Origin of the sequence: Sphingobacterium sp. JUb20, assembly GCF_004342035.1 — a bacterium.
Classification (GTDB): domain Bacteria; phylum Bacteroidota; class Bacteroidia; order Sphingobacteriales; family Sphingobacteriaceae; genus Sphingobacterium; species Sphingobacterium anhuiense.
The window spans coordinates 1-19,972 of sequence record NZ_SLYV01000018.1 but is presented as its reverse complement, the minus strand read 5'-3'; the positions used below and the strand labels follow the sequence as shown (position 1 = coordinate 19,972).

General features: G+C 36.0%; 17 protein-coding genes and 1 riboswitch. Of the genes, 10 read left to right on the top strand and 7 right to left on the bottom strand.

Annotation, left to right across the window (positions count from 1 at the left end; translation table 11 throughout):
* Window positions 1-119 precede the first annotated feature (119 nt).
* The 4 genes from EDF66_RS23445 to EDF66_RS23430 form a co-directional block, all read right to left on the bottom strand.
* Window positions 120-1,301, bottom strand: coding sequence for a homoserine dehydrogenase (locus EDF66_RS23445; protein ID WP_132845484.1), 1,182 nt, complete (start codon window positions 1,299-1,301; stop codon window positions 120-122).
* 39 nt (window positions 1,302-1,340) lie between these two features.
* Complete coding sequence (locus EDF66_RS23440; RefSeq protein WP_132845483.1) at window positions 1,341-2,648, bottom strand: O-acetylhomoserine aminocarboxypropyltransferase/cysteine synthase family protein; 1,308 nt, start codon at window positions 2,646-2,648, stop codon at window positions 1,341-1,343.
* Window positions 2,649-2,876: 228 nt separating this feature from the next.
* Window positions 2,877-2,991: riboswitch (SAM riboswitch) on the bottom strand.
* 403 nt (window positions 2,992-3,394) lie between these two features.
* Window positions 3,395-4,237, bottom strand: a complete 843-nt coding sequence (locus EDF66_RS23435) for a prephenate dehydrogenase (protein ID WP_243656125.1) — start codon at window positions 4,235-4,237, stop codon at window positions 3,395-3,397.
* 12 nt (window positions 4,238-4,249) lie between these two features.
* Window positions 4,250-5,419: a pyridoxal phosphate-dependent aminotransferase gene (locus EDF66_RS23430; RefSeq protein ID WP_021189681.1), complete on the bottom strand. Its 1,170-nt coding sequence runs from the start codon at window positions 5,417-5,419 to the stop codon at window positions 4,250-4,252.
* A 192-nt stretch (window positions 5,420-5,611) separates the two neighbouring features.
* On the opposite strand from EDF66_RS23430, the gene EDF66_RS23425 reads away from it, so the two are divergent.
* The 6 genes from EDF66_RS23425 (at window position 5,612) to ispE (ending at window position 11,460) form a co-directional block, all read left to right on the top strand.
* Complete coding sequence (locus EDF66_RS23425; protein WP_132845481.1) at window positions 5,612-7,435, top strand: ABC transporter ATP-binding protein; 1,824 nt, start codon at window positions 5,612-5,614, stop codon at window positions 7,433-7,435.
* Window positions 7,436-7,533: 98 nt separating this feature from the next.
* Window positions 7,534-8,733, top strand: a complete 1,200-nt coding sequence (gene mqnE, locus EDF66_RS23420; protein ID WP_132845479.1) for an aminofutalosine synthase MqnE — start codon at window positions 7,534-7,536, stop codon at window positions 8,731-8,733.
* Between the two features lie 8 nt (window positions 8,734-8,741).
* The gene (locus EDF66_RS23415) at window positions 8,742-9,368 is read left to right on the top strand and encodes a histidine phosphatase family protein (protein WP_021189679.1); all 627 of its coding nucleotides are present in this window, start codon (window positions 8,742-8,744) and stop codon (window positions 9,366-9,368) included.
* The gene (locus tag EDF66_RS23410; protein WP_132845478.1) at window positions 9,361-10,089 is read left to right on the top strand and encodes a menaquinone biosynthetic enzyme MqnA/MqnD family protein; all 729 of its coding nucleotides are present in this window, start codon (window positions 9,361-9,363) and stop codon (window positions 10,087-10,089) included. The genes EDF66_RS23415 and EDF66_RS23410 overlap by 8 nt, the downstream gene beginning before the upstream one ends.
* A 96-nt stretch (window positions 10,090-10,185) precedes the next feature.
* A complete protein-coding gene (locus tag EDF66_RS23405) occupies window positions 10,186-10,599 on the top strand; it encodes an NUDIX hydrolase (RefSeq protein ID WP_243656124.1) in 414 nt (137 codons plus the stop codon).
* Between the two features lie 45 nt (window positions 10,600-10,644).
* On the top strand, window positions 10,645-11,460 hold the full coding sequence (ispE, locus tag EDF66_RS23400; protein ID WP_132845476.1) for a 4-(cytidine 5'-diphospho)-2-C-methyl-D-erythritol kinase: 816 nt from the start codon (window positions 10,645-10,647) through the stop codon (window positions 11,458-11,460).
* A gap of 179 nt (window positions 11,461-11,639) precedes the next feature.
* Here the strand turns inward: ispE and EDF66_RS23395 are convergent, their stop codons facing one another.
* Together EDF66_RS23395 and EDF66_RS23390 are read right to left on the bottom strand one after the other, a co-directional pair.
* Window positions 11,640-12,482: an ATP cone domain-containing protein gene (locus tag EDF66_RS23395; RefSeq protein ID WP_132845474.1), complete on the bottom strand. Its 843-nt coding sequence runs from the start codon at window positions 12,480-12,482 to the stop codon at window positions 11,640-11,642.
* 63 nt (window positions 12,483-12,545) lie between these two features.
* Window positions 12,546-13,334 carry a sulfite exporter TauE/SafE family protein gene (locus tag EDF66_RS23390; protein WP_132845472.1) on the bottom strand — a complete coding sequence of 263 codons (789 nt, stop codon included), beginning with the start codon at window positions 13,332-13,334 and terminating at the stop codon, window positions 12,546-12,548.
* Between the two features lie 106 nt (window positions 13,335-13,440).
* Between EDF66_RS23390 and EDF66_RS23385 the strand changes: the two genes are divergently transcribed.
* From EDF66_RS23385 to EDF66_RS23375, 3 genes are all read left to right on the top strand, one after another.
* Window positions 13,441-13,740: a DUF2892 domain-containing protein gene (locus tag EDF66_RS23385; protein ID WP_021189673.1), complete on the top strand. Its 300-nt coding sequence runs from the start codon at window positions 13,441-13,443 to the stop codon at window positions 13,738-13,740.
* 238 nt (window positions 13,741-13,978) lie between these two features.
* Window positions 13,979-15,196, top strand: a complete 1,218-nt coding sequence (locus tag EDF66_RS23380; protein WP_132845471.1) for a DEAD/DEAH box helicase — start codon at window positions 13,979-13,981, stop codon at window positions 15,194-15,196.
* Window positions 15,197-15,453: 257 nt separating this feature from the next.
* Window positions 15,454-18,063: a hypothetical protein gene (locus EDF66_RS23375; RefSeq protein WP_132845470.1), complete on the top strand. Its 2,610-nt coding sequence runs from the start codon at window positions 15,454-15,456 to the stop codon at window positions 18,061-18,063.
* 77 nt (window positions 18,064-18,140) lie between these two features.
* Here the strand turns inward: EDF66_RS23375 and EDF66_RS23370 are convergent, their stop codons facing one another.
* Window positions 18,141-18,467 carry a hypothetical protein gene (locus EDF66_RS23370; protein ID WP_132768442.1) on the bottom strand — a complete coding sequence of 109 codons (327 nt, stop codon included), beginning with the start codon at window positions 18,465-18,467 and terminating at the stop codon, window positions 18,141-18,143.
* A 141-nt stretch (window positions 18,468-18,608) separates the two neighbouring features.
* On the opposite strand from EDF66_RS23370, the gene EDF66_RS23365 reads away from it, so the two are divergent.
* Entirely contained in the window at window positions 18,609-19,835 is a 1,227-nt protein-coding gene (locus EDF66_RS23365) for an NAD(P)/FAD-dependent oxidoreductase (RefSeq protein ID WP_132845468.1), read from the top strand.
* Window positions 19,836-19,972: the final 137 nt, after the last annotated feature.

Genomic DNA, 19,972 nt, shown 5'->3' with positions numbered 1-19,972 from the left:
ATAGAAGTGATTGGGGTGATGATAAATAAAAAAACGTTGAACCTACAAGTAGATCCAACGTTTTTCACTTGTGATTAGCAAGTGTTAGGGTTGGTTGGTATTCGGTACTTTTTATTAAGTTAGGCAATTTCAGCTATAAAATTTCCTGTTTTGTTTATTTCAGATTTAAGATCTGTGATTTTCTTCAAATTTATTGTTCCAATAACGTACTTAAAATCAGGAGCATAATATCTTTCAATAATTTTTGTGAAACCTAATTTTTCAACTAGGCTGTCATCTTCATATCTCAAGTACACCTTGATTTCATGATCGGTACTGTATGATAATGCATCTGTATTTAAATGCTTCTTGTACTCATATCTGTAGTCATAACGTAGCGCTGTAATATCAGATAATACTGCCGATCCGGTAGGATGACCTCCAGCACCTTTACCGTAGAAAAATTGTTCATCTGCAAATGCAGCCTTTACAAGGACACCGTTATTTTCATTTTCAACATTGAATAAAATGTTTTCCGAACTGATAAACTTAGGAATAACATAAAGAACCACTTTATTTTGATCTATTTCTCGGGCAGTAGGGATCAATTTGATCTTAAAATTTTTCTCTTTTGCAAAGCGAATATCTTGTGCTCCTAATTTATCAATACCGATATTGAAAACATCGTCAGGATTTACATTGATACCATAAGCATGAGCAGCGACGATCGTTAATTTGTATTTAGGGTCAAAACCACCGACATCTAATGTAGGATCAGTTTCAGCAAAACCTAGGTCCTGCGCTTCTTTTAACGCATCTGCATAAGGTTGATTTTCGTTGAAGACTTTAGACAATATAAAATTAGAGGAGCCATTAAAAATACCGGTCACGGCATGTAATAATTCATTGTCATAATACTCTTCTAAATTGCGGATAATTGGAATACTTCCGCATACTGCACCTTCATATAGTAGACTTGTTCCATATTCTTGTTGTATTGCCGCTAATTCTTCTAAATGCGTCGCAATCATTTTCTTATTTGCAGAAACAACGTTTTTTCCAGATTTTAATGCACGAACAGTCAGTGCGTAAGCCGCATCAGCATCATCGATCAATTCTACTACGGTATTGATTTCAGGGTCACCAAGAATAGCCTCAGCATCTGTTGTGAATAATTCAGCAGGTAATGATCTTTTTTTGTCAGCATTCTTGATGACAAATTTTTTAATTTCTAAATTTAAGTTTTTAGTCTTGATAATGTCGTACAATCCTTGTCCTACAACCCCGAATCCAAACATTCCAATCGTTAATTTCTTACTCATAGTTTTTTTTACGCTTTTATATAATAGTGCTATCTGAAATTATTTAATTTTATCGAAGGCCTGCTGTAAATCTGCTTTGATATCGTCAATATGTTCGATACCGACAGATAGACGTAATAATCCTACAAATACACCTGCAGCTTTTTGAGCTTCTTCGCTCAGTTGTTGATGTGTAGTCGCCGCAGGGTGTATGATTAATGACTTCGTATCACCCACATTTGCGAGATGACTTATTAGCTCTAAGCTATCAATAAAAGCATCGGCTTTTGTCACGTCACCTTTTATTTGGAATGAAAGAACAGCACCATATCCATTTTTTAAATATTTTTGCGCATTTGCAAAGCTAGGAGAGCTTTTTAACCCTGGATAATTCACTTTTTCCACTTGCGGATGGGCTTCTAACCATTTCGCAATTTCTAATGTGTTGTCTACATGACGCTGAACACGAAGCGATAATGTTTCTAAGCCCTGGATCAATTGGAATGAATTGAAGGGTGAAATAGCTGGTCCAAAATCACGTAGTCCTTCAACACGTGCGCGGATTGCAAATTGAATGTTTCCAAATGGGCCATTAACGCCAAAAACATCTGAAAAAACTAATCCATGGTAGCCTTCTGAAGGTTCAGAAAACTGTTTGAATTTACCATTTCCCCAGTTGTAAGTACCACCATCTACAATGACACCACCAATACTTGTACCGTGACCACCAATCCATTTTGTTGCAGACTCTACAACTACAGAAGCGCCGTGTTCAAGAGGTTTAAATAGATATCCACCAGCTCCAAAAGTATTGTCTACGATAAGTGGTAAGTCATGTTTTCTAGCGACAGCTGCTATCTTATCAAAATCTGGAATATCGTAACTTGGGTTTCCAATTGTTTCTAAGTATATAGCTTTTGTGTTTTCATCGATTAGTGATTCAAACTCCTCGGCGGTTGTTTCTTTAGTAAAACGTACTTCAATACCAATTCTTTTAAATGCTACTTTAAATTGATTATATGTACCACCGTATACATTACTGCTGGAAACAAAATTTTCACCAGCTTCTACGATATTATTTAATGCAATGAATTGTGCCGCCTGTCCAGAAGCGACTGCTACAGCGGCGATACCACCTTCCAATGCAGCAATACGTTTCTCAAATACATCTGTTGTTGGATTCATCAGACGTGTATAGATGTTTCCAAATTGTTTTAATGCAAATAAGTTTGCTCCATGTTCTGCATTTTCAAATACGTATGAACTGGTTTGGTATATAGGTACTGCACGCGCTCCAGTTGTTGGATCGGCAACTTGACCAGCATGCACTTGAAGTGTTTCGAATTTTAAATTTTTATTTGTAGACATTGTAGTTATAATTAATTAGTTGAAGATTCGTTAATAAAAAATAGGGGTGAGATTGTGCACATGGATATGTACTTGAAATCAATAAATTTTAAAAAAGATTGATTAACAAGAAAACGTAAACATGTGCAAAAGCATTCGCATCTGTTTTGATGGAATATTTGTATCTGTTACGTTGGTGCTAGAATTTACCTTCTTGTTTTGTTGTAATGTTATTATCATTTGTCGTTTCATTTATATCCTCCAAAGCAATATTACTTTGGACAGGAATTGGCACCTTTTCAAACGTATTTTGAAGGTTGCCAGTGGGTCATTGAGCCAGTCTCTCGCCACTTCTTTATAAATCAAGACCTGATTAAGAGGTGTTGATTAGATGTATTTCTATTTGAACTACGTTGCAAATATATGCCTTGCTTTTTACAAACCAAAATATTTTATGCTATTTCTTAGAAAATACTTCTAATTCTACTGGTAATTGATCGTAAGCTCTCACTATTATTTAAGTATTGGTAGTTGATGGGGCAGCATTTATTTATTCCGATATGTTTATACGTCGTGGATGAAATCCATATCAGTAATTGAAAGCAATATAACTGAAACAAACGGTGTTAAACAGACAACAGCAGATCGATGATCCTGTGATCTTTTTTTATAAAAAAGAAAATAGGAACCTTGCGAGTTCCTATGCTTTCTTCTCATTACTTTGTATGAAACAATAATTCGCCTTTGCCAGTTGGAGCAAGTGGGTTTTATTTAATAATACGTTTAATCTTATTTGATTTTTTAATCAATTTGTGTAATTGAGTGTAATTTTCATCTTGGATGGCATCTTTTAAAGCCTGCAGCTGCTTGATGTTTTCCTCTAACACTTCGAGTACATTAACTCTGTTCTGTTTGAAAATAGGTGTCCACATATCCGGTGAGCTTTTTGCTAAGCGTACCGTTGATTCAAAACCAGATCCTGCCAATTCAAATATTCGACCCTGCGATTTCTCTTTCTCTAAAACAGTTAGCGCTAGAGCAAAAGAAGTCAGGTGAGAAATATGGGAAACATAGGCTGTGTGTGTATCATGCTCCTCTGCAGTCATAAATGACGTCCGCATTTCCAGTTGTTCGGTAATGGAATCTGTTAATTCGAACGCATCTTCATCAGATTTAAATGCCTCAACGTAAACCATCATTTTATCTTTAAACAAATTTGGTAATGCTGCTTCGGGGCCTGAATATTCGGTACCAGCCATTGGATGGGCGGCAACATAGCGGCCACGATTAGGGTGTTCCGAGATTAACTGTAAAATATTTAGTTTGGTAGAGCCCATGTCAATGATGACTTGATCTTTTACGAGATCCAATAATTTGGGCGCTAATGTGATTATCGCATCAACTGGAGCTGTGAGAATGATCACTTTACATTTTTCTAAAGCTTCCTCTAATGTTGCCTTTTGATCAATGAAGCCTATTTGCAATGCTTTCGTTAGATTAGCATCGCTTTTGTCAATACCAAAAACCTGATCACAGAATTTTTTTTCTTTTAGTTTCATGGCGACGGAGCCACCAATTAAACCGACGCCAATAATGGCTATATTCATCATGTTATTTCAATCTTAATTCGTTTGTTTTGCTTGTTCTATTCTAGCAATTGCTTCTTTTAATACTTCAACTGAGGCACATAAACTTATTCTAATATAGGTGTTTCCAGCACTTCCGAATATACCTCCGGGAGTAATAAAGACACGTGATAGATCTAACACCTCATCACTTAACGTGTAGCCTGATTCGTAATTATCTGGAATTTTGGCCCACACAAATAAACCGACCTGATTCTTTTTATATGTACAGCCCAACAGGTTCATGATTTCGAAAACCAACTGTCTTCTTTCGTGATAGATTGCATTTAAATCTTGATACCATGTTTGATCCAACTGCAATGCCTTGGCCGCTGCTAATTGAGCTGGTAAGAACATTCCCGAATCCATGTTGCTTTTAAAACGTAATACTTCATTGATCCGTGACTCTGCACCCACTAACATACCGATTCGCCATCCGGCCATATTGGAGGATTTGCTTAATGAATTAAGTTCCAAGGCAACATCTTTTGCACCTTCAATAGACATAATGCTTTTAGGGCTGTCTGTCAAGATAAAACTATAAGGATTGTCGTGGCAGATTAAAATATGGTTTGCCTTTGCAAAAGCAATCAATTCAAGATAAAATCCTTCGTTTGCACTCGAACCAGTTGGCATATGCGGGTAGTTGATCCACATTAATTTTACTTTTGATAAATCGTTTTCAGAAAGCTTTTTAAGATCAGGTAACCAATCTGTTTCTTCAGATAAATCATAGGTAATTGCCGTGGCTCCACTTAGCCGTACTGCTGCCGCATACGCAGGATATCCCGGATTTGGTATTAAAACCTCATCACCTTCTTGTAAGTAAGTCATGCAAATGTGAACAATACCTTCCTTAGAGCCTATTAAAGGTAAAATTTCTGTATTTGGATTGAATGTTGCCTGATAATAACGTTGATACCAATCTGCAATTGCTTGCCTCAAAATAGGTGAACCTTTATAGTTCTGATAGCCATGTACATTGGTTTTAGCCGCTTCTGTCGTCAAGGTCTGAATAACTTCAGGGTGAGGAGGTAAGTCGGGGCTTCCGATGCCTAAATTAATCACGCGAGCACCTGCTTTATTGAGCTCATCAATCTCTCTTAATTTTTTTGAGAAATAATATTCTTCGGTTTGTTGCAACCTTTTGGCAACTTCTATTTGCATTATGTTCTGGTATTTTACAATTTACAAGGACTAAATTAGGCTTTTTCTATTAAAATACTAGTATAATGTCGTTTAAATTGGTGTTTATTGAATTAAATTTTTAATATCATCCAAGTGCAAGATTTCATTCCTTTAAAGTATTCCTTATATATTGCGCGTAATTTTAGTATTTTTGCTACCTTAATATCATAAATGAAAACATACTTTAGATTACTTTCTTTTGCCAAACCCATTGAGAAATATGCTATTCCGTATATTATCTGTACATTAATTACAGTTGTATTCAGTACATTAAACTTGGCCTTGTTAGCTCCTTTATTGCAAACACTTTTTAATACGGAGCAAGTTTCTGCTCACACAGTATTAGTAAAACCTGAAGGATTTGACATTCTTGGCTATTTTAATTACTATGCAAGTTTAGCAAATCAAGAATTAGGGCCTTATGGAGCGTTAAAATATGTTTGTATCGTTATTGTATTTTCTGTATTCATTAGTAATTTATTCCGTTACTTATCTCAAAGAATCATGGAAAACTTACGTATTCATACTTTATTGAATTTACGGAAAACGGTTTTTAATAATGTGATGGATCTGCATTTAGGTTATTTTAATGGACAAAGAAAGGGAGATATTATTTCAAAAATAGCCTCAGATGTTCAGGTGGTACAGTTTTCTGTGACAGGCACTTTGCAAGTAGCCTTTAAAGAACCGCTTCAACTTATTGCATATTTAGTTATGCTATTTGCTATATCGACCAAGTTGACTCTTTTTGCCATGTTGGTCATCCCTGTTTCTGCATTTTTTATATCGAAGATTGTTAAGACATTAAAGGCGCAAGCTATCGCAGGACAAACCTCCTATGCGAATATGATTTCCTTTTTAGATGAGGCTTTATCAGGAGCCCGTATTGTTAAGGCTTTTAATGGAACAAATTTTGTTAAAAAACGCTTCAATGATGAGAACGATCGTTATGCCGGTATTATGCGTGCTATGGCAAGACGGCAACAGATGGGTTCGCCAGTATCCGAATTGTTAGGTGTAATCATGGTGGCGATTATTTTATTATATGGTGGAAATTTAGTTTTGTCAGGTAGTGATGAATTTGGTGCGTCGGAATTTATTGCATATATCGCGATATTCTCCCAAGTTATGCGTCCTGCAAAAGCATTAACTGATGCATTTAGCAATATTCATAATGGTATCGCTGCTGGTGAGCGTGTACTGGAATTGATTGATACCAAAAGTGAAGTTACTGATAAGCCTAATGCTAAAGAAGTTACTGATTTTAAAGAAGCGATTGAATTTCAACAGGTTGATTTTTCTTATGGTGAAAAGAACATCTTGAAGAATATCAATTTGACTATTGAAAAAGGTAAGACAATTGCGCTTGTAGGCCCATCCGGGGGCGGTAAATCTACACTGGTAGATCTGATACCACGGTTTATGGATGTAACCGGCGGTCAGATTCTTTTTGACGGAATAGACTTAAGAGATCTCGATCAAGAGTCTTTGCGCACGATGATTGGAGTAGTTAATCAAGAATCCATTTTGTTTAATGACACGATTTTTAATAATATTACTTTCTCTAATACTTCTGCTACGCAGGAAGAGGTTGAAGCTGCTGCAAAAATCGCGAATGCTCATGAATTTATTTTAAAAACAGAATTGGGTTATGAAACAAATATCGGTGATCGAGGGGCTAAACTTTCTGGAGGGCAGCGCCAACGTATATGTATTGCCCGTGCTGTTTTAAAAAATCCTCCCATTATGTTGCTTGATGAAGCAACATCAGCTTTGGATACTGAATCTGAGAAATTGGTTCAGGATTCCTTATATAAGTTGATGGAAAATCGTACTACAGTTGTTATTGCACACCGTCTAAGTACGATTCAGAGCGCCGACACAATTGTCGTAATTGATGCTGGTCAAATTGTGGAATCAGGTAGCCATAGTGAATTGATTCAGCAGGAGGGTTTATACCGGAAATTAATAGATATGCAACAGTTCACAGATTAATTGTTGTTCAACATATATTGCAGTACCAAAAACAAGGCTAAATTCTACGAATTTAGCCTTGTTTTTGGTACATTTGTTATAGACTAGGAGACATGCTAATGGATGCTAAAGAAAAATTAAATTTCTTAATTTCTAATCCGCTTTTGGATAGTGAGTTAAGAATTATAGCGAATAAAGTGTTGCAAGAGGAACGCATCACATTTGATGAAGGGGTATACCTTTATGAAAAAGCAGAATTGGGTTATTTAGGTGTTTTGGCGAATTTTATTCGTGAGAAAAGACACGGGGATATCACATTTTTTAATCGTAATTTTCATATTGAGCCTACTAATGTATGTGTTTACGATTGTAAATTCTGTTCATATTCCCGTATGATCAAGGAACGTGCTGAAGGATGGGAAATGGATGTGGAAGGCATGATGGATATCGTGAAGAAGTATGATGATGAAGCTGTAACGGAAGTACATATTACAGGTGGTGTGGTGCCGAAGCAAAATCTTGATTTTTATGCGGAGTTCTTTAAAAAATGTAAAGCACATCGTCCGGAATTGCATATTAAAGGATTGACTCCTGTGGAATATTATTATATTTTCAAAAAGGCTAAATTGAGTCATTATGAAGGTATGAAGTATTTGCAATCTTGTGGTTTGGATTCGATGCCAGGTGGTGGGGCTGAAATTTTCCATCCGGAGATCAGAGAACAGATTGCCCATGATAAATGTACTGCTGAACAGTGGTTGGATATCCACGAACAGGCACATAAGTTGGGAATGCATACCAATGCAACCATGCTTTATGGTCATATCGAGCAATTTTGGCATCGTGTAGATCATATGGAAAGACTTCGTCAGTTGCAAGATAAGACTGGCGGTTTTCAAACCTTTATTCCATTGAAATTTAGAAATAAAGAAAATCAAATGTCACATATTTCTGAGGTTTCTGTGATTGAAGATTTAAGAAATTATGCGATAGCACGTATTTATCTAGATAATTTTGATCATATAAAAGCGTATTGGGCAATGATTTCAAGGGATACTGCACAAATGTCCTTAGCATTTGGTGTTGATGATATCGATGGAACACTGGATGATACGACGAAGATTTACAGTATGGCAGGAGCGGAGGAACAGAATCCCGGTATGTCGACGCAACAGTTGGTTGAGTTGATTAGAAAGGTAGGACGTCATCCAATAGAGCGTGATACCTTATATCATGTTGTCACAGATTACAAGGATGTGGTTTTTGAAGACGATAGCAAGAAGAAGAATTATTATGCACTTCCTGTTGTAAATAATTAAGATATATTTTGAAAAAGACTTTTTATTTTATTCGCCATGGACAAACTGATCTGAATTTGAAAGGTATTGTTCAGGGACGTGGCGTGAATTCTCCTCTAAATGAAACGGGATTGGCACAGGCTCAAGCTTTTTATGATGCTTATAAAGATATCCCGTTTGATAAAATTTATACCTCAACCTTGTTGAGAACACATCAAACAGTAGAATCTTTTATTAAAGATGGTATTTCTTGGCAAGAGCTCGAGGGCTTAGATGAAATTAGTTGGGGAATCTACGAAGGTAAAGAGCAAGACGAATCTATCATGAGTGGATTCAATGCGCTGGTATCAGCATGGAAAAATGGTGAATTGGATGTCAGTGTAGATGAGGGGGAATCTCCTAATGCATTGATGTTACGTCAAAGTGATGCCATAGCACATATGGTTAAACAAGAGCATGAAGAAACCGTACTTGTCTGTATGCACGGTCGTGCCTTACGTATTATTCTTTGCCTATTGACAGGTGTAGATGCCTCAAAAATGGATGAATTTCCTCATACAAACACTGCCTTATATAAATTAACGTATGATAATGATCAATTTGAAATCATTGACTATTATAATACGAAACATCTAGAGGTATTGACAAATGGATAAAGTGAGAGTATCGGCAGTTTCGTATACGAATACATTGCCGTTTTTAAATGGGATTAGACAATCTGCAGTTTTAGATCAGATCGAATTGAGCTTGGATAATCCGAGTGTATGTGCCCAGAAAGTAATTGATGATAAAGCTGATTTGGGGATTATTCCCATAGCGGCGTTATTAAGTCTTCCTCAAGCGCATATCATCACCGAATACTGTATCGGTACAGATGGGGCTGTTGATTCGGTTTTTATTTTTTCCCATAAACCGATTGAAGAAATCCAGACATTATATCTGGATCAGCAATCACGCACTTCTAATGGTTTAGCACGCGTGTTGTTAAAGCATCACTGGAAGCGTCAAGTTAAACTTGTTGCCAATATAGATGAGGCGGATGCTTATGTCTTGATAGGAGACCGAACATTTGGCAAAAAGAATGAAGTCCCTTATGTTTACGATCTTGGACTTACCTGGAAAGAATTTACAGGTCTTCCTTTTGCGTTCGCAGTTTGGGTCAGTAAAAAGCAGTTACCGGAAGCATTTATCACTTCATTTAATGAAGCTTTAAAACTGGGAGTTTCGCATCCTGAAGCTGTGATTCCAGGATTGCCAGAATATAAAGATTTTGATTACCATCATTATCTTACATCAAGTTTGAACTATCATCTTACAGCTAAAAAGCGAGAAGCTATTGAAAGATATTTAACACTTTTAAAAGGTTTAGATACATAATAGTGTTAGAAATGAATATATAAAAAGCGATTATGGAAATAGTCGCTTTTTACTTTATAACATGATGCCACTTATGGCATCTTAAAACGAGAAACTATGAATAAGATTTATTTAGCAGGTGCAATGATTGTTGATGCTGATAATAGGCTTTTGGTTGTAAGAAAAAAAGGCTCATCCTATTTTATGATGCCTGGTGGTAAAATTGAAAAAGGTGAGCTATCTTCTCAAGCCCTTATTCGCGAGCTAAAAGAAGAATTAGATCTGGATATTTTATCACGAGATTTAGAATATATGGGCTTTCATGAAACCGAAGCAGTTAATGAAGCTGATACGCTCGTTAGAGGTGACGTTTTTAGAATTGAGTTTAAGGAAAAATTAGTTATAATACCACAGGCAGAGCTTGAAGAAGCAACTTGGTTGACCGTAGATAATTATAAAAATTATAAATTAGCACATCTCATTGAAGAATTTACAGTTCCTATCTGGTTAGCAGGTACTTTTGAATATTAACATAGAATCCATAATTTTATCACTGATCTTTATTAAATATCTTTTATGCTATCTTTTCCAAATGCTAAAATAAACTTGGGTCTTCATATTGTAGGTAAGCGACCTGATGGTTATCATGATTTAGAGACGATCTTTTACCCCGTTAACCTGTATGACGCTGTTGAAATTGTTCCACTAAGTTCCGGTAGTACAACTTTTTCGTCGGAGGGTATTGTGATCCCTGGAAAGGGTATGAATTTATGTGAGCGTGCATATCATTTAATTCAACAAGATTTTGATATTCCTTCGGTTGCTATTCATTTATTAAAAAGAATACCAATCGGAGCTGGCATGGGTGGTGGATCTGCAGATGCAGCTTATGTGCTTAAAATGCTAAATGATCAATTTGAGCTGCAACTATCTGTTGTACAACTGGAAAATTATGCAAAGCAGCTGGGCGCAGACTGTCCATTTTTTATTGAAAATAAACCGGTGTATGCAACTGGTATTGGGACTGATTTTGCTCCTATTGAGGTCAATTTGAGCGCATACTATATTGTTATAGTGAATCCTAATATTCACATATCTACCGTTGAGGCTTATAGCGGAGTTGTTGCCAAAACTCCTGAGTTTGATTTAAGGTCCATTATTCAGTTGCCAATCCAGGAATGGAAGTATTATCTGAACAATGATTTTGAACTAACTATATTCGAGCAATTTCCTAAAATTAAGGAACTTAAAGATGCAATGTATTCATCTGGCGCATTATATGCCGCGATGTCGGGCTCAGGTTCTTCTGTGTTTGGAATATTTGAAAATCCTGTTGTGCTGGATGATTTAAAAATTTATGGTGATATTTATTATCCGATTGATCTATCATAAGTGTTATCTAATTTTCTTAATGGAATTGGAAGAAATGTGTTGATTTTTTTCTGTTAGTAGATTATTGAAAGTAGATTATTTTATATCTTATTGTCGCTTTATTTCTTAAAGAATAAGGCGACAATAAGAACTTTATTTTGGTTTTGAAGGCTAAGTAGGTGCGTACTAAAGCTTTGCTTTTACTCTTCTTCAAGTTTATAGTCAATTAATTCTCTAGCCTCTTCAAGTACTAACCTTAACTTTTCGGAGTCTAATTTTAGCGACTTGAGTGCTTCTTTATTATTGATAATATCTTTCACGAGTATGATCTGGTTCTGTAATAAAGTTTTCTCTTCTACATCTGTAAGGGTTGTGAGACAGGTTACAGGATAAAAAACAGCTTTATCCACTCTTTTTTTTATGCTATTGTCTATTGGATAGTCCCATGAAAGAAAATTGACGTTATAGTACTTACCAAAGTCTTTGGAGTCTGAAGTTAAATAGGCATTGGTAACGAGCCATCCTTGCGTGAATTTTTTATTTTGACCGAAGAAATGATAGGATATATCACTGATATCTTTAAATCGGGATAAGAAATACATGGGAGTTGTCACTGAAATTTTCGCATCTATATCATTTCGAAATTTGCACTCTATGGCCAACATCTCGTTTCCTTTCGATGCGACAACGTCTATCTCGTGAGAAACTGCGTGGCCTTGGATTGTTTGTCCTGTGGTACTTTCAAAACCATATTCTTGAAATAAGCGTGCGATCCATTTTTCGAAATAAAAACCTTCAGGACCTAATTCACGAAGTGCTTTTTTTAGGCTATATCGAGCTGCAAAAGAATTTCTTTGCGATTTTAGTGCTTCAAAAGCTAACTGATATAGCTCTCTTGTGCTTATCCCGTCAAATAGTTTTTCTTTGATTTGTGTATAAACTTTTTCAACTTGTTCATTGTTGGCACCAGATCGCGTTAAAGAATGACGTAAGCTGTCACTATTAAATGGAACTAGTTCTCCAGAGTATTTTTTTACCAGCATATTAGATTATGGTTACAGTTTAATGTACTCCTGCAATTTACTTGCCATTGCTATTAAATGTAGCTAAAAGAGTTCTTTAATTAAAATATAAATACCAACAATAAATATAAACCAGCCGAATATGGGCTTTAGATGATCTGTTTGAATTTTTTTCTGAAGTTGATTTCCTATTCCAACACCCAAGGTTGTTATGGTAAGCAACTTGAACAGAAAATGCCAGTCTATCGTTATATGATCGATATCGCCTAGAAAACCAATAAGAGAATTGATCGTAATGATTGATAATGATGTGCCTATTGCTATACGTATAGGCATATGGAGCAATATAACTAAGGCCGGTATGATCAGAAATCCTCCTCCAGCACCTAAAAAACCGGTTACAAGTCCAATTCCAATGCCCCATGCAATCATCTTAATGGTATGTTGTTTAACTGGATGGTGAGGGCTAGATTGAATTTTCTTGTTTTTTATCATACTCCACGAAGATCCGAGCATCAATGTAGCAAATGAGATCATGGTTAATGTTGATTTTGTAAGCTGATAATGGTTGATCTCTAGAATAACTTCGGGTATATGGACCAGTAAAACTTTACGGACTAAAAGTACAACGATAACAGAGGAAATTCCGAAGTATAATGTTGCCCGGAAATTTACACATTTTTCCTTTGTTTTGATGAAACTTCCTATGAAACTTGTACTTCCAACAATAAATAGGGAATAGGACGTTGCTAATGTAGGATGTATATGGAATAGGTAGACTAAGACTGGTACTGTCAATATGGAACCACCAGCACCGATTAATCCGAGGGTGATACCGATGAAAATAGACAAAGTGTACCCTATAATTTCCATCGTTGCAACATTGTGTGGCCAAAGAACGGAATAATTATTAGTAAACAAAAACAAAATAGTGTACTGCTTGTTATTAATTACAGAAGAACTTATAAATTTTATACATATGGGCGCGATAGTAGATAAAGTAATAAGCAAAGTAAAAAGTAAAATAGACGAAGAATGTGAGAATGGTACTATTGAGACTTCAGAACGTATCCTTTCTGTTGTGGCTGGAGGTTTTATATTAGGTGCAGGTGTTCGGTATTTGATTAAACATCCACTAACGGCACTTTCTGGATTATCTTTGGGTGGTGCTTTAGTTTACCGTGGTATAACTGGAAAATGTGCAATAAAAAAAGCCATTGAAGACGATGTAGAACGTGTAGAAGTTATTGAGCATCGCTATTTTGTGAAAAAAGACTAATTCGCATTTCTAATTTAGGTTTATACAGAGGGGGTCTAATATGTAACGTATTGGACCTTTTTTAATTCATTACCTTACGTAGATTTTTTCAATTATTTATTTAGCATTAAATTAATTTAATAATTCCCAGCTAATTGATGAATTTTCCAGTAAAAAATCAATCTTTTGGATTTTCTATGCGGTAAATTAGAAAAAAAAGCCTACATTATCCTGATTTTTACAGTAAAAGAAAAAAATATTGAAATTCACAGAATTTGGTTTAGCACCTTCATTGGAAGAAGGCTTAGATAGCATGGGATATGAAGATGCAACACCCATACAGGAACAGGCCATACCTGTTGTGTTGCAACATAAAGATCTGATCGCTTGCGCGCAGACTGGCACAGGGAAGACAGCTTCTTATTTATTGCCTGTTTTACATAAAATAGCTGAAGAACAATCCGATTATATAAATACTTTAATTTTAGTTCCTACCAGAGAGCTCGCTTTGCAAATTGATCAGCAAATCATGGGGCTTGGCTATTTCACGGGGGCAACTTCAATTGCTGTTTATGGTGGTGGAAATGGCATGGATTATGAACAGCAACGGACAGCAATTAAGGAAGGAGCAAATATTATTGTTGCTACTCCTGGACGTTTAATAGCGCATTTAGCATCAGGAAAACTTCATTTTAATAAAGTAAAACATTTCATATTGGATGAAGCAGACCGTATGCTCGATATGGGATTTCATGAAGATATTATGAAGATCATCAGCTTTTTGCCAAAAAAGAGACAGAATCTTTTATTTTCAGCGACGATGCCAGGTAAAATCAGGACATTGGCTAAGCAGATCTTACATGATCCGACCGAGATTAATATTGCCTTATCAAAACCTTCTGAAGGAATTAATCAGCAAGTTTATATGGTTTATGATGACCAAAAGACGGCATTGATACAGCATATTCTTACTAATCCAACTTATACGAGTACGATTATTTTTGCTTCCAAAAAGGAGTTTGTCAAACGGTTGAGTACTGATCTGTATAAAAGCGGTATCGCAGTAGAAGCATTCCACTCTGATTTGGAGCAAGCACAACGTGAAGATATCATGAATCGTTTCAAAGCGAAGCAGATAAATGTATTAATTGGTACAGATGTTATTTCCAGAGGTATTGATATCGTCGGTATCAGTTTGGTTATCAATTATGATGTACCTCCAGACCCTGAAGATTATATCCACCGCGTCGGCCGTACAGCACGAGCGGCGACAACAGGAACAGCTATTACATTTGTGAACCAGAAAGATCAGCCGCGGTTTGCAAAAATTGAAGAGCTTATCGGTTCAAGCATAGAAAAATTGGATTTACCTGAAGGTTTTTCTGCAGGACCGGTTTATGATCCAACACGTTATTCTGATCAAAAGAAGAAACCTTCTAAAAAGAAAAAATTCAAGAAATTCGTTAAGAAAGATTAATTAAAAGAATTTGATATTTAGGTTTGCCCCCGAAGAGTTAGATGCTTTCTGGGGGCATTTTTATGGCAAAACATCCAAAGTGCAGTGCTGCAGTTATATTGTAATTTGTAAAAGAAAAAGTATAAGGCAAGTCCCATAACACTATTCTTACAACCAAATGTGATGATTTTTGTTGACTTCTATTGAAAAGCAGAAGTGCAATTAAATTTTTTACTGTATTTTAGTTTCAAAATTGACCTCGTATTAATTATTACCGTATGAATAATCAAAACCTTCATCTTAAAAAGCATGTCTACAGCATTGTAAGTACACTATTGTTCATCACTAATGTATCTCATGTATGTGGGCAGTCGTCATTTAAAATGGAAGGTGATTCGGCGGTTGCCATGATTGATCCTACATATGATCAAGTGAGTAAGTTGCATCGTTTCTGGTTAGGTGATTCTTATCGTGAACTATACAATACGCCGGTTAAAATGCGGGTCATGCATCTTCAAAAGGAACTTGGCGGTCTTACTGTTGTCAAGCTTGGTGGAGGTATGCAAACACAATCGCTACGTTTAAGAGACAGTACGGGTAGAGAATGGGTTTTGAGGTCTATTAATAAATTTCCGGAAAGGAGTCTGCCTGAACATTTGAGAAATACGATTGCAAAGGATATTGTTCAGGATCAGATTTCGATTGCTCATCCATTTGGAGCGCTAACTGTACCGACTTTTAATCGTGTATTAAAAATCCCACATGCTAGTCCAGAACTGGTCTTTGTTGGTGATGATCCTGGTTTAGAAGAACACCGTGCTGTATTTAAAAATAGAGCTTATATGTTTGAGCCAAGAGTACCTTTGGAGGATGAAGATGCGAAAACTGACAATACACTTAAAGCGCAAAGAAAGTTGGAGGAAGATAATGATATTCAAGTGGATCAGCGTTTAACATTGCGTGCAAGACTACTTGATTTCATTTTAGGAGATTGGGATCGTCATGAGGATAATTGGCGATGGGATTCTAAAAAGATTGACGATAAGAAAGTGTATAGTCCAGTACCAAGAGACCGTGATAAAGTGTATTATAAAACATCGGGTATACTTCCGGTATTACTATCCATGCAGTGGCTGAAAGCGCACTTGCAACCTTTTGGTGATCATATTCGCAATGTCGGTCAGTGGAATTTTAATGAAAGACATTTTGACCGTTATTTCTTAAACCATTTGGATAGAAAGGATTGGAAAGAGGAGATCAAATTTGTACAAACGGTTGTTACTGATGCCGTCATAGATGAAGCAATAGCACAGATGCCAGATACTATTGTACGATTGGGTGGAGAACAGCTTAAAGGTCATATACGTGCTAGAAGAGATAATCTGATGTCTACTGCTTTAGATTATTATGGTGATCTAGCAAAGAACGTTGATATCGCCACTTCAGCTAAGAATGAGTTTTTCTATTTTAACTATCATACTGACGGTTCGCTTGAGCTAGAAATCAGAAATAAAAAGAAAGATGGATCTGAAGGAAGGAAACTTGTTAAAAGAACATTCCTTCCGAAGGAGACAAAAGAATTACGGATTTATGGGCTTGATGGTTCAGATGTATATGATATTCGTGGTCAAAATAAATCGAAAATAAAGCTTCGGTTGATAGGGGGTAAGGGGAAGGATGATTACCGCATAGACCCTAATTTTGAGAATGGTAAACTTGTTTATATTTATGATGATAAGGAAGTTCAACCTAATTTTAAGAACACGCCTTTTATAAATCTAAAATTGTCAAATGATACCTTAGTGCATCGTTATGATCGAAATAGTTTCAAATATGATCGCACCGGTGTGTTGGCTTCTTTACAATATGGAGTAGATAAAGGCCTTTTGTTCGGGGCTGGTTATTTGATCGAAAAACAGGGCTTTCGAAAAGAACCTTATGCTTTTAAACAAGAATTTTGGGCGCATTATACAACTGGACGCAAGTCCTTTAGTTTTAAATACAATGCCGATATTAAATCGATATGGAATAAAAATGATCTCTTGATTCAATTGGAATCTGATGGACCTAAAAACCAAGAAAACTTTTTTGGTTTGGGAAATAATACAGATTATGAACAGCGTAAAGAACGTGGGATTCAATATTATAGAAACCGATATGACGTTATTTATGCCAACTTTTTATTGAAGAGAGAATTTGCTGAAAACTGGAAATGGAAGATGGGTTCTTCTTCAGAATTTATTATGAGCCATGAAGAAGCTAATGAGGGACATTTTTTTGAAAAGTATGCCGCAGAAAATCCAGCTATACCTGTGTTTGGTAAGTTTTTCTTTACAGGAATTCTAGGATCTGTTCAATACGATAGTCGTGATCAAAAAGATAATGCCAAAAAAGGTATTTTCTGGGATAATCTGATTGAGGCAAAGTCACAGCTAAATAGCAATGATAATCAATTTATAAGATTAAGATCTATTTTCAACTTTTATAAGACTAATGAAAGCGACTGGATAACTCTTGCCAATCGCACTGGATTTGAAACATTGATCGGTAATCCATTAATCTTTCAATATGCGCACTTAGGAGGTGAAAATAGCCTTCGTGGCTTTAACTCGAAACGTTTCAGTGGACAAACTATGCTCTATAATAATTTTGAGTTACGTTTTAAAGTTTTTAGTTATGATTCCTATTTGGTTCCTGGCACTGTAGGACTTATTGGTTTTCACGATGTGGGTAGAGTTTGGATGAAAAACGAATCCTCTAGTCGCTGGCACATGGGGTATGGCGGTGGCTTTTATTTTATTCCTGCTGATCTTTTAGTTATTCAGGCTGTTGGAGGTTTTTCAAAAGAAGGATTTCGTCCTTATTTAAGTATTGGTCTTCGCTTTTAAAATTACTTAAAATATTCTCCATCGATTGCAAAACACTGAGTTTGATACAATTTATGGAGAATATCGGTTTAGACTGCTTATTCTTTTCCACCAAAGGTCACCAGCACCATTCCTATTACAATGATTGTAGAACCAAGGATCTGCATCCAGGTCAAAGGTTGTTTAAAAACAAGAGCCATCGCCAGCTGAACTGTTAAAAATGTGCCCCCTGAACACAAGGCAATTACAATCGGCTGTGGAAATGTTTTGAATAATTGAATGAGAAACCAGCTTGCAGTGATTAGAATTATATTACCCGCAACTAATGCTGACCAGTGGTATTTTGGGTGAATTCCGCCATATTTAAAAATAATAGTTGAAACGATCTGACAAATCCAAAATAATAAGAAATAGAGATAATTCATGTCTGTGATTTACTGTTAATGATCCTTCAAATCTAATTGAATTTTAGGAAATACGAATTATTATTTTCATTTGTTGGTGTTGTTTTTCTTTTAAGAAAAAACAAATTGCCAAACCCAATGTTGTATTTGTAAATACAATTTATGGATTTATACGCAGGATTACCTTTTTGGATTATTAAAAATGCGCTTTACGATTATAACAATCCCTTAGAAAATGATTATGAAATTGATGTGGCAATTATTGGTTCTGGTATTACAGGAACACTAGTTGCGCACGAGCTCTGTGAACACGGTATAAAGTGTGCTATTTTTGATAAAAGAATCGTATCAAATGGCAGTACAGTTGCTAGTACAGCACAGTTGCAATATGAAATTGATGTTCCTCTTCATGAAATGATTAAGGACATCGGTGAAGCTCGTGCAGTTGGCGCTTATCGTGCAAGTTTAAGGTCCATTACAGATATCGAGCAAGTATTTGAGAAAACAGGTGTGAAGGGTGATTTTAAACGTGTCTCAACATGTTATCTGGCAAGTGATCAAGCAGGATGGAGTAGTATTAAAGATGAATATGAGGCGAGGGTGAAACATGACCTTCCTGTTCGTTTATTAAATAGGAAAGCATTAAAGAAGGAATATGGAATTGCAGGTCTTGGCGCATTATATAATGATACATCTGCACAAATGGATACTTATAAGTCTGCGACCGGTATTCTTAAGTATCATCAAAAAAAACATCAACTTCCAATTTTTTCTCCAGTTCAGATCGATCATTATCATGAAGTGAAAAATGGGTATGAACTAGTGACGAATAATGGGTTTAAGATTCGCTGTAAATATGTGATCATTGCCGCAGGATTTGAGGCGGGTCAATTTTTGCCAAAACAGGTTATGAATCTTAATTCAACCTATGCTTTAGTTTCTAAGCCTATTCATACAGGTCAATTTTGGAAAGAAAGAAGTTTAATATGGGAAACTGCGGAACCTTATTTCTATATGCGTACAACCGCAGATAATCGTATCATGATGGGAGGGGAAGACGAGGAATTTAGAGACCCTGATAAACGGGACCGTTTGTTAAAGGGAAAAGTTAAAAAACTGGTCAAGAAATTCAATAAATTATATCCGGATATTGCTATCGATGTCAATATGGCGTGGTGTGGTACTTTCTCTTCTACAGCAGATGGTTTGCCATTTATCGGTAGCTGGCCCGGTAAAAAAAGAATGCTTTATGCATTGGGATATGGCGGAAATGGTATTACATTTAGTATGATTGCCGCACAGGTGATCCGAAATATAATTTTGGGAAAGAAAGACGACCGTACGGATATATTTGGGTTTGGAAGATTAACAAACGATGGAGATTTATAGTTTGGTTTGAGATTTAAATAATAATAAAAGGCTTATCGGAAATTGGACTGACCCCAAAAAGCTGGACTAATTTACGCAGTGTTTTTGATATAATGAGCTCGGTATTCCACCGGGCTCATTCCATTTAAATTAATCCG